Genomic DNA, 14,727 nt, shown 5'->3' with positions numbered 1-14,727 from the left:
ACAATCGTGAACCTCAGCGAGTATCTCCGCCTCGACGCCACCGACCTCGCCCGCCTCGTCGCCGGTGGTGAGGTCACCCCCGCCGAGCTCCTCGCCCTGGCGAGAGCACGGGCCGACGCGGTCAACTCCCAGCTGAACGCGGTCGTACGCCGCATGGACGAAACTGCTGACGCACGCGCTTCCGGTGAGCTGTCCGGGCCCTTCGCAGGTGTCCCGTTCCTCATCAAGGACCTCGCGCAGGAGTACCGGGGCTTCCCGACGTCCTGCGGTTCGCGATCGCTCGCGCGTTACGTCGCGCCGGAGCACTCGAACATCGTCGGCCGCTTCCTCGATGCCGGGCTGGTCATCTTCGGCAAGACCAACACACCCGAGTTCGGCGCCAAGGGCATCACCGAACCCGAGTTGTGGGGCGCGGCGCGTAACCCGTGGAACACCGACCACACGCCCGGCGGCTCGTCCGGGGGCTCGGGTGCGGCGGTGGCGGCCGGGATCGTGCCGGCCGCAGGGGCCAACGACGGTGGCGGTTCGATCCGCATCCCGGCTGCCTGCAACGGGCTCGTGGGACTCAAACCCACCCGCGGACTCTCGCCCTTCGGCCCGGCGACCGGGGAGTCGATGTTCGGCATGGCCGTTCAGGGTGTGGTGTCACGGACGGTCCGCGACGCCGCCGGGCTCTACGACGCGATCGTCGGCCCCACCGACGGCTCGGTGTATCCGACGCCGACACCGACGACGTCGTTCGCCGACCGGATCACCACGGCGCCGACCGCGCTGCGCATCGGTTACTCGGCGTCGTCGGCGATCAACCCGAAGCCGGATCCGGAGGCCATCGCCGCCGTCGAGCACGCGGCGACGATCCTCGAAGGGCTCGGTCACCACGTGGAAGAGGTCTCGCCTCCCTACGACGACGGCGCGCTGTCTCGGGACTTCCTCACGATCTGGTTCGCGGTCCTGGCCACGGAGGTCGACGAGGCACGCAAGCTCACCGGCGCCACCGACCGCGATTTCGAGGCGGACACCCTCGCCCTCGCCGAGATCGGGCGATCGACCGGAGTGGTGGCAGCCTTCGCCGCGCTGAACAAGGTGAACGAGTACGTACTGTCCCTGGAACGGTTTCACCGGTCGTACGACTACTTCCTCACCCCGACACTGGCGACCCCACCCTTGCGGATCGGCGCCACCGACACCCCGCCCCTGCTGCAGCGGGCCTCCCGGGTCATCTCCAAGGCCCGGGCGGGAAGCCTGTTGTCGCGCACCGGAATCCTCGACGACCTCATCGAGGAGAGTCTGGGGTGGGTGCCCTACACCCAGCTGGCGAACCTCACCGGCCGCCCGGCGATCAGTGTGCCCTTGCACTGGACCGAGTCGGGTCTGCCCCTCGGTGTCCAGTTCGTCGGGCGCCTCGGCACCGACGGCGATCTGCTCGCCCTCGCCGCCCAGCTCGAACAGGCCGCGCCATGGGTGCACCGGTACGCCGACACCGCGGTGTAGTCGGCAGGACCATCGACACTTCGTCTGGACTCGCGCGACGACTAAGGTCGACATCAATCGACACGAGGAGGGGCGTGTGACCGAGCAGCAAGCCGACGCCGTGGTGGTCGGATCGGGATTGGCCGGCCTGGTCGCGACCTATGAGCTCACCCGCGCGGGTCGCAAGGTGATCGTCGTCGACCAGGAGAACCGCGACAACCTCGGCGGGCAGGCGTTCTGGTCGCTGGGTGGCCTGTTCCTCGTCGACACCCCCGAGCAACGCCGTCTGGGCATCAAGGACTCTGCCGAACTGGCGCTGCAGGACTGGATGGGCTCGGCAGGCTTCGATCGTGACGACGAGGACTTCTGGCCGCGCCAGTGGGCGCGCGCGTACGTGGAGTTCGCCTCCACCACCAAGCGCCAGTACCTCCACGACCTCGGCTTGCGGATCACCCCCGTCGTCGGATGGGCCGAGCGTGGCGGCGGCTTCGCCGACGGCCACGGGAACTCGGTGCCCCGCTTCCACCTCACCTGGGGCACCGGCCCCGAGGTGGTCCGGATATTCGCCGAGCCTGTGTTGGAGGCAGAGAAGCGCGGCCTCGTCGAGTTCCGGTTCCGGCACCGTGTCGACGAACTCGTCATCGAAGGTGATGCGGCGGTGGGCGTCCGCGGCGCTGTCCTGGCACCCAGCGATCTCGAACGCGGTGTCGCGTCGTCACGGGATGTCGTCGGCGACTTCGAGATCCGAGGCGGAGCCGTCATCGTCACCACCGGCGGTATCGGACACAACCACGACCTCATCCGCAAGAACTGGCCGACCGAACGGCTCGGCCCCGCTCCGACGACGATGATCTCGGGTGTTCCCGCGTACGTCGACGGCCGCATGCTGGACATCGCCGAGTCCGCGGGCGCGAGCCTCGTCAACCGAGACCGCATGTGGCACTACACCGAAGGCATCCACAACTGGGATCCCATCTGGCCCGACCACGCCATCCGGATCATCCCCGGGCCGTCGTCGCTGTGGCTCGACGCCGCGGGAAACCGTTTGGCACCACCCAATTTCCCCGGGTTCGACACCAACTCCACGATGAAGGCCATCTTGTCGACCGGCCACGACTACTCGTGGTTCATCCTGACCCAGAGCATCATCGAGAAGGAGTTCGCCCTGTCGGGATCCGAGCAGAATCCCGACATCACCAGCAAGGACCTCAAGTTCGCGGCCAAGAGTCGCCTGGCCAAGGGGGCGCCCGGCCCGGTCGATGCGTTCACCAAGCACGGCATCGACTTCGTCGTCCGCGACAACCTGCCCGAGCTCGTGGCCGGGATGAACGAGATCGCACGCGGACCGAAGCTCGATCTGCAGGAGATCGAACGCATCATCTCCGCACGCGACGCCGAGATCGACAACAAGTTCTCCAAGGACGCACAGCTCATGGCGATCACCAACGCCCGTCAATACCTGGGCGACAAGATCGTGCGGGTGGCCAAACCGCATCGGCTGCTCGATCCCGCACACGGCCCGCTGATCGCCGTCCGACTCAACATTCTCACCCGAAAGACCTTGGGCGGCTTGGAGACCAATCTCGATTCGCAGGTCATGCGGCCCGACGGCACGGCGTTCGACGGGCTGTTCGCCGCAGGCGAGGTCGCAGGCTTCGGCGGCGGTGGGGTGCACGGCTACAACGCACTGGAGGGCACGTTCCTCGGTGGCTGCATCTTCTCCGGCCGCGCAGCCGGTCTGGCCGTCTCGCGCGCCTAGCACCACCCGACCGAGCAGCCCCGCCAGCCGAGCAGCCAAGACCCGCCCGAGCAGTCCCCCGCCAGCCAAGTAGACCCCCACCAACCGAGCAGTCCTCCCGGCGGCCAAGCAGTCCCCCACCAACCAAGCAGTCCCCCGCCGGCCAATCAGACCCCCACCAACCGAGCAGTCCCCCGCCAGCAAAGCAGTCCCCCGCCGGCCGAATAGTCCTCCCGCCGGCCGAGTAGGCACCGAGGCGCCAGCCGAGGAGCCGTATCGAGGCCAAGCCTCGACCGACATCAACGCGCGGCCTGACGACTCGACCCCCGGGCCGAAGTGCGTTCTGGTGTCTGAAGTCTCGCCGAGGATGCGACTGGGGTCCTCGACGGTCCGATAGAGTGGCGTGGTGCCGGTTCCTCAGACGATCCTCACGCGCAAGACGAAGACGGCTGTGTTCCTTGTCCTCACCATCGACGAGGGCGGCGAGGACACCGTCCGAGACGTGCTGTCCGACATCCCCTCACTGACCCGGGCCGTCTCGTCGCGCGCTCCGGAGGCCGCGCTCGCCGCCATCACGTCGATCGGCTCGCAGGCGTGGGACCGTCTGTTCGACGGACCACGTCCACGCTCGCTGCGGCCCTTCGTGACCTACGAGGGCGACGTGCACACCGCCCCGGCGACCCCCGGCGATCTGCTACTGCACATCAAGGCCGATCAGATGGATCTCTGTTTCGAGGTCGGACGCCTGATCACCACGGCTCTCGGCGACTCGGTCACCGTCGTCGACGAAGTGCACGGCTTCCGCTACTTCGACCTGCGCGATCTGATCGGTTTCGTCGACGGCACCGAGAATCCCGTCGGGCAGGAGGCGACCGATGCGATCACCGTCGGCGACGAGGACCCTGATTTCACCGGCGGCAGCTATGTGGCCATCCAGCGATATGTGACCGACCTGGCGGCCTGGAATGCGCTGTCGGTGCCCGAGCAAGAAGATGCCATCGGGCGTACCAAGCTGGACAACGTGGAGATGGACGACGACGTCAAGCCGACCAACTCGCACATTGCCCTGAACGTCGTCGAGGACGAGAACGGCGAGGAGATCGACGTCGTCCGCGACAACATGCCCTATGGGTCGGCGTCGGGTTCCGAGGAGTGCGGCACGTTCTACATCGCCTACTCGGCCGGCCCCGACGTCACCGAGGAAATGCTGCGCAAGATGTTCATCGGCGACCCGCCGGGCAACTACGACCGGTTGTTGGACTTCACCACCGCGGTGACCGGCGCGCAGTTCTTCACCCCCACCGTCGACTTCCTCGAGGACCTGCCGGACGCGCCGCCCGACGCGGAGTCCCCAGAAGCCGACATGTCCGACGACGAGCTCCGCACCCTCTCATCCGACGGCTCTCTGGGCATCGGATCCCTGCGCTGACCATGTCCGCGCCCGACCCACACCAGGAGGCAGCAATGAACAACCTGCATCGCGAACTCGCCCCGATCTCGGATGCCGCATGGGGAGAGATCGAGGAGGAGGCGTCGCGCGCGTTCAAACGCAACAGCGCCGCCCGTCGCCTCGTCGATGTGAACGGTCCGCTCGGCGTCGACACCGCGTCGGTGACGCTGGGACACCGGTCGAAGATCGACGCCCCGGCCGACGGGATCGTCGCCCACCAGCGTCTCGCGCAGCCGCTGGTCGAGCTGAAGGTGCCGTTCACTCTCAGTCGAGAGGCCATCGACGACGTCGCGCGCGGCTCGCAGGACTCCGACTGGGACCCGGTGCTCGATGCCGCAGCGGAACTGGCCCGTGCCGAGGACCGGGCCGTGTTCGAGGGCTACGCGGCCGGGGGTATCACCGGTATCCGCAGCATCTCGTCGGCCACCCCGATCGCCCTGCCGCAGGATGTCCGGGACTGGCCGGAGGCGGTCACCAAGGCCACCACCGCGCTCAGACTGGCCTCCGTCGACGGCCCCTACTCGCTGGCTGTCTCCAAGGACGTCTACCAGCTGATCAACGAGACGTCGAACCACGGTGTACCGATCCGCGATCACGTCCAGCGTCTGCTCGCCGACGGCGGCGAGATCGTCTGGGCGCCCGCCATCGACGGCGCGTTCCTGCTCAGCACGCGCGGCGGGGACTTCGAGCTCAGCATCGGTCAGGACGTCTCGATCGGCTACGACTCGCATGACTCCGAGACGGTGACGTTGTACTTCCAGGAGTCGTTCACCTACCTGACCTACACACCGGAAGCCGTGGTGCCGTTCACCTTCGCCGGGTGATCTGCCGTGGTGTTCGCCGACGACGAATCTCGTCGGCGAACACCGTTCGCATAACCCGTCGCACTCCGTCGGTGTCAGTTGCTAGCGTCGTCTGAGTGATCACGTCATGCTGACCCAGCTCATCCGCACCTATCTGGCGGGATATCGCAGTCTCCTCGTCGCCGTCGTCGTTCTCCAGCTGATCGCGACCGGCGCCATGCTCTACCTGCCGACGCTGAACGCCGACATCATCGACAAGGGTGTCGCGCTCGGCGACACCGACTACATCCTGCGTATCGGCGGATGGATGCTCGCCGTGGCATTCGTCCAGGTGATCTGCACCGTGATCGGCCAGTACTTCGGCGCGCGCGCCGCGCTGGGCGCCGGCCGGGACATCCGCCACGATCTGCTGCACCGGGTGAACACCTTCTCGGCACGCGAGATCGGCACCTTCGGTGCGCCGTCGCTCATCACCCGCACCACCAACGACGTCCAGCAGGTTCAGCTGCTCATCGTGATGAGCACCGCGATCCTGGTGATGGCCCCGATCATGTGCGTCGGTGGCATCATCATGGGCGTCCAGGTGGCACCCGGGTTGTCGTGGGTGCTGGTCGTGGCCGTCCCGGTACTCGGGATCACCATGGCCTTGATCATCCGGCAGATGATCCCGGGTTTCCGCGCGATGCAGGAACGCCTCGACAAGGTCAACCGAGTGCTCCGCGAGCAGATCACCGGCATCCGCGTGGTACGCGCATTCGTCCGGGAACGGTATGAGACCCAGCGCTTCTCGGTGGCCAACGACGACCTCGCAGACGCGAGCCTGCGCGTCGGCCGGATGATGGCCCTGATGTTCCCGGTGGTCATGGGGATCACGAACGTCACGATCGTCGGGATCATCTGGGTGGGCGGGCACATGGTGTCCGACGGCAGCGTCGAGATCGGCGCCCTGACCGCGATGATCACCTACGTCATGCAGATCATGATGTCGGTGATGATGGCGTCCTTCCTGGCCATGATGGCCCCACGCGCGGCCGTGTGTGCCGAACGGATCAGCGACGTCCTCGACACCGAGACGTCGGTGCGGACACCGGACGAGACGGCGGGCTTCGCCGGCGACCCGGCAACCGTCGAGTTCCGGGCAGCACAGTTCCGCTACCCCGGCGCCGACACCCCTGTTCTGCAGGGCATCACCTTCCGCGTCGATCCGGGCACGACCACTGCCATCGTCGGGTCTACGGGTTCGGGCAAGACCACTGTTCTCGGACTGGTCCCACGGTTGATCGACGCCACCGACGGAACGGTCTCGGTCGGCGGCACCGACGTCCGCCGACTCGATCCCGAAATGCTGCGGTCGGTCATCGGGCTGGTCCCGCAGCGCCCCTATCTGTTCTCCGGGACTATCGCCTCCAACGTCCGGCACGGCAAACCCGACGCCAGCGAGGAGGAGATCTGGGAGGCGCTGCGCATCGCACAGGCCGAGGACTTCGTCCGAGCCATGCCCGAGGGCCTCGAGACGCCGATCGCCCAGGGAGGCACCACGGTGTCCGGCGGGCAACGTCAGCGTCTCGCGATTGCACGAGCTCTCATCCGACGACCGTCGGTCTACCTGTTCGACGATGCGTTCTCCGCTCTCGACCTGGCCACCGATGCCCGACTACGCGCCGCACTCCGACCGGAGATCGCCACGTCGGCCGTGATCATCGTGGCGCAACGTATCTCGACGATCGTCGACGCCGACCAGATCGTCGTCCTCGATCGTGGACGCATCGTCGGTCTGGGCCGCCATGAGGAGCTGCTCGGCACCTGCCCGACCTATACCGAGATCGCCGAATCCCAGCTCTCCATCCAGGGGCAGGCATGACGCGCCCGGGCGGCCCCGGCGGGGCGATGGGTGCACCGGGGCAGAAGGCCCGGTCATTCGGCCCGTCGGTGAAGCGCCTGCTGCGACTACTGCTGTCCTACCGCGGATTCGTCGTGATCGTCCTGACCGCGACGATCGCATCGGTCATTCTCACCGCGATCGCGCCGCGGATACTCGGTCACGCCACCGACCTGATCTTCGATGGTGTCATCGGTCGGACGCTGCCGGGTGGCCTCAGCAAGGACGAGGCCGTCGCCGGCCTGCGTGAACAGGGCCAGAACACGTTCGCCGACATGGTGTCGTCGATGGACGTCACGCCCGGGGTCGGCATCGACTTCGGTGATGTCGGGCGCGTACTGATGATCGTCCTCGCGCTCTACATCGGGTCGGCGTTGCTGTCCTGGGTGGGCGCGTACCTGCTGAACATCGTGGTGGTCGGCACCATCCGCCGACTACGGGCCGACGTCGAGGAGAAGGTCCACCGCCTGCCGCTGCGCTACTACGACACGATCCCCCGCGGGGATCTGCTCAGCCGCGTCACCAACGACCTGGACAATCTGTCACAGAGCCTGCAGCAGACCATCTCTCAGTTCCTGAACTCGGTGCTGACCGTGATCGCGTTGCTGGCGATGATGATCTGGATCTCGCCGCTGCTCGCGGTGATCGCGATCGTCACCGTTCCGTTGGCGTTCGGTGCAACGGCCATCATCGCCCGACAGTCCAAGCCGCACTTCATGGCCCAGTGGTCGTCGACCGGAAAGCTCAACGCCCAGGTCGAGGAGGCCTTCACCGGACACGAACTGGTCAAGGTGTTCGGCCGTCAACGCGAGGTCGAAGACGAGTTCGACGTCCGCAACGAGAAGCTGTACCAATCCAGTTGGCGAGCCCAGTTCATCTCCGGCATCATCATGCCGACCATCATGTTCCTCGGGAACCTGAACTATGTCGCGGTTGCCGTCGTCGGCGGCCTGCGCGTCGCGTCGGGAGCGTTGAGTCTCGGTGAGGTGCAGGCGTTCATCCAGTATTCCCGTCAGTTCACACAGCCGCTCACCCAGATCGGTTCGATGTTCAATCTGATGCAGAGCGGCGTCGCGTCGGCCGAGCGGATCTTCGACATCCTCGACGCCGACGAAGAGATCCCGGACCCGACCACCCCCGAGAGCCCTTCGGACGATCACGGACTCATCGAGTTCGACGACGTGTCGTTCCGCTACGTCTCCGACAAACCGCTCATCGAGAACCTGTCCCTGGTGGCCGAGCCCGGTCACATGGTGGCCATCGTGGGACCGACGGGTGCCGGCAAGACGACCCTGGTGAACCTCATCATGCGGTTCTACGACGTCGACAGCGGAACCATCCGGGTCGACGGCGTCGATTCACGCCGGATGACCCGCGACGACCTTCGGGAACGGACCGGCATGGTGCTCCAGGACTCCTGGCTGTTCGGTGGCACGATCTACGAGAACATCGCCTACGGTGATCCGACCGCATCCCGCAAGGAGGTCATGGAGGCCGCCGAGCTCAGCCACGTCGACCATTTCGTGCGGGCGTTGCCCAACGGCTATGACACCGTCCTCGACGACGAGGGTGGCGGAGTCAGTGCCGGTGAGCGACAGCTCATCACGATTGCCCGCGCCTTCCTGGCCAAGCCGACGATCCTGATCCTCGACGAGGCGACGAGCTCCGTCGACACCCGCACCGAACTGCTGATCCAGCAGGCGATGGCGAACCTCCGCACGGATCGCACGAGTTTCGTGATCGCGCACCGACTCTCGACGGTGCGCGATGCCGACGTGATCGTCGTGATGGAAGACGGACACATCGTCGAGCAGGGCAACCACGATCAGCTGCTCGCCGCACAGGGTGCCTACTGCCGGCTCTACAACAGCCAGTTCGTGGGGCCGGTGGAAGAAGAGGTCGAGGCAGGCTGACGGTGATGCTGTCCACCGGGTCAGGAAGCCGCCCGGTCAGGACCCCGACGAGCCGGATGCCGATCCGGACGACGAACCCGTCGATCCCTCATCGGTGGATGAGCCCGAGCTGAATCCGCCGCCCAGCACGATCGCCCCGGTGACGGCGTAGGGCGGCGTGTTCCCGCCGATCGCACCGAGGGCATTGCACACTGCGAGTACCGCGTAGACGCCCCTCGGGAGGTCCTGGAACTCACTGGAAGCCACGTTCTGGCGATCGGCGACACCCGTCAGGTTCACGGCGGCGATCGCATCGGCTTCGGTCAGTTGCTGCAGCAGTTCGACTACGTCGATGTTGCTCTCGCCGCCGCGTATCAGATCGAGGAGGTCAGGTCCGATGATCGGCAACGCCTTGATCACGTCGATGGCCGCAATTTGGCATGTGCCCGGCAGAGACGCGCCAGGCGGAAACGGAAGTGGCACCCGCGGCACGTCCCTGACGGTGTACGCGAGATCGTTGCCGGTCACCTGGACGGCGAGTTGCACGCCTTCCGCGATCCCGATGACCTCGTGGGTACCCGGGCGAAGGGGTGACGCCTCAGTGGCGGCGGGGGCGGCACAGGCCACCGCCACCACAGCGGCGACGATGACGGCGATTCGGGCGAAGACACTGCGATGCATCGATGTTCCTCATCGGTCGGTGACCCCCCGTACCGTCGAACGGTAATCGGTGCCCACCATCGACACACGCGGAACCGACAGAAACACCCAGCGCTTCCCGTGCGTGTGTGAATTGCGTTCGGGCTCAGCCGTCCCGACCCGGCTCCAGAGCCGCAGCGATACGGGACTCGAGTTGTCCCGCCGCAACCTTCGGCACCGCGATCAAACCGTCGAGCTCGGCCCGCGCCCGGCGGTAGGCGGCCTGCCGCTCGGCGGGGGTGGCGCCATCGTCGACGGCGATCGCGATCAGACGCCGGGCGCGTTCGAGGCGTTCACGTTCGACGGGCGAGAAGTCACCCTGCTTGCGTCGGCGCGCCTCCCGCTCGGCGGCGTCGAAAGACGTCGCGTATTCACCCACGGCGTCGCGGTATTCGGCGAACACCGCCGGGTCGAGGAGTTCGTCGGGTTCCGTCGGGCGCAGATCGTCGGCGTGCACCTTGGCGCGATGGAACGCGAGTGTCAGCGGCTCACGCAGATCGGTCATCATCGGATATTCGATGAGCGTCGCGATGTCGAGTTCGTAGTCGAACCAGCGTGCATTGACGTCGTCATGACGCGCGAGCACCTTCCCGATGGCAGATCGGCTCGTCTGGGTGACCCGCAGATGTTCGGTCTTCGCGTCCGCCTTGATCCGGGCCAGCTCGATCTTGTCCCGACGACGCTTCTCGTTGTACGCGGCCACCCGCGCAGCCCAACCACCGACGACACCGCCGATCGGAAAGATCAGCCACCAGTGGTCGCCGACGAAAGACAGGACCTCGCCCACTCCTCAACTGTACCGACGGCGCGACGCGACGACCTAGGCTGATCACATGGCCGACTCCTCCGCCGAGTACCTGCATCCCGAGTCACTCGAACAGTGGCACCTGTGGCTGACGGACAATCACGACAAGTCCGGCGGTATCTGGCTTGTCTTCTGGCGCAAGGAAACCGGACATACGCCGTTGGACTATGACGAAGTGGTGCGAGAGGCGTTGTGCTGGGGCTGGGTGGACGGGCACACGCGCAAGATCGACGAAGACCGCCGCGGCATGTGGTTCACCCGGCGCGGTCGCAACAGCGCCTGGGCCGCCACGAACAAAGCGCGGGTGGCCGACCTCATCGCGGCCGGGCGGATGACACCGGCAGGGCAGGCCGTCATCGACGATGCCAAGGCCCGCGGGCTGTGGACGCTGCTCGATGACGCCGAAGCACTGGTGGAATCCGCGGAACTCGCTGCCGCGCTCGATGCGAATCCGACCGCCCGGACGAACTGGGATGCGTTCCCACCCAGTGCCCGCAAGTTCGCGCTCAGTCAGATCGCTTTCGCCAAGAGGCCGGAGACCAAGACCAAGCGGATCGCGACCATCGTCGAGCATGCCGCCCGCAACGAACGCCCCTGATCCTCCACGGGCTGTGGCGGGAGCACCCGGCCATCGATGCAGGCGATGGCCGTGCGCCGCGGTGAACGAGGTTCTCGCACAGGGCCGTCGGGCCCGATCAGAGATCCGGGATCGGCAGATCCAGGTTCGGTGAGATGATGCCGCCGTCGACCTCGAGGATCTTGCCGGTCACGTATGCGCCCGCGGGCGACGCCAGATACAGCGCGGCGGCGGCGATGTCCTCCGGATCACCGAGACGATGCAGCGGTGTGGACGTCTCCACTTCCGAACGCATCCCCTCGTCGCCGGCGACGATGTCGAGTGCCGAGGTGTGGATGGCGCCCGGCGCGATTCCGTTGACCCGAATCCGCGGGTTGAGGTCCATCGCGGCGATTCGGGTGTAGTGCGCAAGTGCCGCCTTGGCTGTGCCGTACGCCGCGTAGGCACGACCCGGCAGCCGTCCCACGGCAGATGTCACATTGATGATCGAGCCGCCGTCGGAGTTCGCGAGCAGGTGCGGCACCGCCGCTGCGACCAGGGCATGCGCATTGCTGACGTTGAAGTCGAATGCCTGGGTCAGGTGCTTCGGTGTGGTGTCGAGCAACGGCCGCGGCATCGCACCACCGACGTTGTTGACGACGATGTCGAGGCGCCCGAACTCGTCGATCGCCGCCTGGGCGAGTCCCGCGACGGCGTCGAGGTCGGACAGGTCGGCCACCACCACGTGGGCGCGCCTTCCCGCCTCTCGCACCTGGGCGGCAACCTTGTCGAGTTCGGACTCACTGCGGGAGGAGATCACCACGTCGGCACCGGCCTCCGCGAACGCGACGGCGATGGCCGCCCCCAGTCCACGGCCTGCGCCGGTCACGATGGCGACCTTGTCTTCGATACGGAATCTGTCGAGGATCACGTACCGAGGATGCCACGCCGACGACCAAAACAAGAACATGTTCTAGAAATGCGCGATGGCGTATGCCGGGGTCGAGTCCGCGAACCAACCCGCCCGCACAACCGCCCACCAGCAGACAGCCGTCGACATGAAACGTCACCCGGCCACCTGTCCAGGGCGCACTTGCGGGCAACCTCGGATTCCGGGCGGTTTGTGGGCCACCCGACGGTTTCGAATGGTCAGTAGTCCCGATCGGGCCCGATCACCGAGAGCAACGTCTCCCCCGCGATGAATCGTCGAACGTTCTCACCGAGGAACGGGGCCATCGTGCGGGTGAGCCCCGACGACGGGTTCGCAACGTGGGGCGTGATGATGACATTCGGCAGCGACCACAGCGGATCGTGGGGGTCCGGCGGTTCGGGGTCGGTGACGTCGAGCGCGGCTCCCGCGATCTGCCCGTCACGCAACGCCGTGACCAGCGCGTCCTGGTCGACGAGCGGTCCCCGCGCCACGTTGACGATCCACGCGTGCGACGGCAGTGCGGCCAGCATGTCCGCGTCGACGAGGTGTCGGGTCTCGGCGGTCGCGGGTGCCGCGAGCACGACGTGATCGGTCTGCGCCCAGACCTCCCCCGTCCGCGTCGACGGCAGAGTCTGCGCCGCGCCCTCGACGGCACGTCCCGATCGATTCACGGCGATCACCCGGGCGCCCGATGCATTCAGTCGAGGGATGAGCGATGCGGCGATCCCACCGGCCCCGATGATCGCGACGGTGGACCCGTGCAGCGATCGCACGGAGGTGTCGATCGGCTCCTTGTCCCAATGCCGCAACACCGCGGTGTTGATCTGTCGCAGTCCGGCCAGCAGCAGCGCGAGTGCGTGCTCGGCGACGTTCTCCGCATAGAAACCAGATGCGTTGGTCCAGATCCGACGATCGTCGATGACGCCCGCCGAGACGAAATCCTCGATGCCTGCGGTCTTGAGCGCGACCCATTCGACGTGGTCGGGCAATTCCGGGAACTCGGACGGCGTCCCGATCCAGACGAGGGCGCGCGCTTCGTCGAGATCGACCACCTGAGCGCCCGCGGATTCCACCGCGGCCACGAGATGCTCGTCGTGGTCGGGCTCGATGGCGACCGGCAGCGTCGAGGTCATCGCCGCGCGTCCGCGATCTCGCGGGCCGCCGTCGTGGCCAGCTCGTCGGCGATCTCGTTGTAGTGGTCGCCGGCGTGCCCCTTGACCCACTTCCAGGTCACCGAGTGCCGCTTCTCCTCCTCGATGAGGCGGCGCCACAGGTCGGCGTTCTTCACCGGCTTCTTGTCGGCCGTCTTCCAGCCGTTGCGTTGCCAGCCGGCAACCCATTTCATGATGCCGTTACGCACGTAGCTCGAATCGGTGTACAGGATCACCGTCGACGGTTTCGTCAGTGCGGCGAGCCCCTCGATAGCGCCGGTCAGCTCCATCTTGTTGTTCGTCGTATCCGGTGCGGAACCGGAGATCCGCTTTTCGTGGTCCCGGTAGCGCAGCACCGCTCCCCAACCGCCGGGACCAGGGTTGCCCAGGCAGGCGCCGTCGGTGGAGATCTCCACGACGTCGGTCGTGGACGATCCGGTTGCGCCTTCGGTGGGGGTTTCGTCGAACAGGGCGTCGGTCACGCAACGAAGGGTACTGCACCTGCGCCGAGCACCCACCCGGTCGTCGCGGCCAGTGTTCAACCCGCCTGCGGGACGACTCGGGGCACTACCCTGTAGCCATGCCGATATGGGACCCGGACCGCTACCTCCAATTCGCCGACGACCGTGCGCGCCCATACCTCGACCTGATCGCCCAGATTCCCATCGCTCCGACGATGATCGTCGACCTCGGTTGCGGTCCAGGCCATCTCACTCGTCATCTGCGCGCGCGCTGGCCTGAGACACAGGTGTTGGGTATCGACTCGTCGGACAAGATGGTCGACCAGGCGATCCGCGACAACACCGATCCGCTGGCGAACTACGACATCGCCGACGTCACGTCGTGGTCACCCAACCAGACGGTGGATCTGTTCCTCTCCAATGCCGTATTCCAGTGGATCCCCGACCAGTTCGCCGTGATCGAACGCCTACTCGGTCACCTCTCCGATGTCGGCGCATTCGCCCTCCAGGTGCCCGACAATGCCGACGCACCGACCCATCGCTCGCTGATGGAACTCGCGGATGAGCCGCCTTTCGCAGAACCGCTCGGGGAGGTCCGGCGCGTCGGGCCACTCGACGCACAGCAGTACCTCGAGTTCTTCACCGCACACGACTTCGACACCAATGCGTGGTCGACGACGTATCTCCATGTGCTCGACGGTGCCGACCCGGTGTACGACTGGATCTCCGGCACCGTGGCCCGCCCCTACCTACAGGCGCTCGACGGCGAGTTGCGCGATCGGTTCGTCACCGAGCTGAAGGCGCGCCTGCACGAGGCGTATCCCCCGGGCCCCTCTGGCACGGTGCTGCCGTTCCGGCGCACGTTCGCGGTGGCCACTCGCCGCTGACGGAC

General features: G+C 66.7%; 13 protein-coding genes. 8 read left to right on the top strand and 5 right to left on the bottom strand.

The window, feature by feature from the left end; all coding sequences use genetic code 11:
* Positions 1-6 precede the first annotated feature (6 nt).
* The 6 genes from AAFP35_RS00590 to AAFP35_RS00565 all read left to right on the top strand — a co-directional run bounded on the left by AAFP35_RS00590 (position 7) and on the right by AAFP35_RS00565 (position 9,253).
* Positions 7-1,491 (top strand): amidase, encoded by a 1,485-nt coding sequence (locus tag AAFP35_RS00590; protein WP_419219570.1) that lies wholly within the window; start codon positions 7-9, stop codon positions 1,489-1,491.
* A gap of 76 nt (positions 1,492-1,567) precedes the next feature.
* Positions 1,568-3,229, top strand: coding sequence for an FAD-binding dehydrogenase (locus AAFP35_RS00585; RefSeq protein ID WP_419219569.1), 1,662 nt, complete (start codon positions 1,568-1,570; stop codon positions 3,227-3,229).
* A 385-nt stretch (positions 3,230-3,614) separates the two neighbouring features.
* Complete coding sequence (locus AAFP35_RS00580) at positions 3,615-4,637, top strand: Dyp-type peroxidase (RefSeq protein ID WP_419219568.1); 1,023 nt, start codon at positions 3,615-3,617, stop codon at positions 4,635-4,637.
* Between the two features lie 35 nt (positions 4,638-4,672).
* Positions 4,673-5,482 carry a family 1 encapsulin nanocompartment shell protein gene (locus tag AAFP35_RS00575; protein WP_419219567.1) on the top strand — a complete coding sequence of 270 codons (810 nt, stop codon included), beginning with the start codon at positions 4,673-4,675 and terminating at the stop codon, positions 5,480-5,482.
* A 106-nt stretch (positions 5,483-5,588) separates the two neighbouring features.
* On the top strand, positions 5,589-7,322 hold the full coding sequence (locus tag AAFP35_RS00570; RefSeq protein WP_419219566.1) for an ABC transporter ATP-binding protein: 1,734 nt from the start codon (positions 5,589-5,591) through the stop codon (positions 7,320-7,322).
* The gene (locus AAFP35_RS00565) at positions 7,319-9,253 is read left to right on the top strand and encodes an ABC transporter ATP-binding protein (protein ID WP_419219565.1); all 1,935 of its coding nucleotides are present in this window, start codon (positions 7,319-7,321) and stop codon (positions 9,251-9,253) included. Before AAFP35_RS00570 ends, AAFP35_RS00565 begins: the two co-directional genes overlap by 4 nt.
* Positions 9,254-9,289: 36 nt before the next feature.
* Here AAFP35_RS00565 and AAFP35_RS00560 read toward each other — a convergent pair whose 3' ends face one another.
* Positions 9,290-9,913, bottom strand: coding sequence for a hypothetical protein (locus tag AAFP35_RS00560; protein WP_419219564.1), 624 nt, complete (start codon positions 9,911-9,913; stop codon positions 9,290-9,292).
* A 124-nt stretch (positions 9,914-10,037) separates the two neighbouring features.
* Entirely contained in the window at positions 10,038-10,718 is a 681-nt protein-coding gene (locus tag AAFP35_RS00555; protein ID WP_419219563.1) for a hypothetical protein, read from the bottom strand.
* 46 nt (positions 10,719-10,764) lie between these two features.
* Here AAFP35_RS00555 and AAFP35_RS00550 point away from each other — a divergent pair, with 46 nt between their 5' ends.
* Complete coding sequence (locus AAFP35_RS00550; RefSeq protein ID WP_419219562.1) at positions 10,765-11,334, top strand: YdeI/OmpD-associated family protein; 570 nt, start codon at positions 10,765-10,767, stop codon at positions 11,332-11,334.
* A gap of 97 nt (positions 11,335-11,431) precedes the next feature.
* Here AAFP35_RS00550 and AAFP35_RS00545 read toward each other — a convergent pair whose 3' ends face one another.
* The 3 genes from AAFP35_RS00545 to rnhA form a co-directional block, all read right to left on the bottom strand.
* Positions 11,432-12,223, bottom strand: coding sequence for an SDR family oxidoreductase (locus tag AAFP35_RS00545; protein ID WP_419219561.1), 792 nt, complete (start codon positions 12,221-12,223; stop codon positions 11,432-11,434).
* 218 nt (positions 12,224-12,441) lie between these two features.
* Entirely contained in the window at positions 12,442-13,356 is a 915-nt protein-coding gene (locus AAFP35_RS00540; protein WP_419219560.1) for a D-isomer specific 2-hydroxyacid dehydrogenase family protein, read from the bottom strand.
* The gene (gene rnhA / locus AAFP35_RS00535; RefSeq protein ID WP_419219559.1) at positions 13,353-13,856 is read right to left on the bottom strand and encodes a ribonuclease HI; all 504 of its coding nucleotides are present in this window, start codon (positions 13,854-13,856) and stop codon (positions 13,353-13,355) included. The genes AAFP35_RS00540 and rnhA overlap by 4 nt, the downstream gene beginning before the upstream one ends.
* A 98-nt stretch (positions 13,857-13,954) precedes the next feature.
* Between rnhA and AAFP35_RS00530 the strand changes: the two genes are divergently transcribed.
* Positions 13,955-14,722, top strand: coding sequence for a methyltransferase domain-containing protein (locus AAFP35_RS00530; protein WP_419219558.1), 768 nt, complete (start codon positions 13,955-13,957; stop codon positions 14,720-14,722).
* The last annotated feature ends 5 nt before the right edge of the window (positions 14,723-14,727 follow it).

This window comes from Gordonia sp. CPCC 206044 (assembly GCF_048537895.1).
GTDB lineage: Bacteria > Actinomycetota > Actinomycetes > Mycobacteriales > Mycobacteriaceae > Gordonia.
Note: the sequence above shows the minus strand (reverse complement) of the source record. Positions and strands in the feature narration are given on the sequence as shown.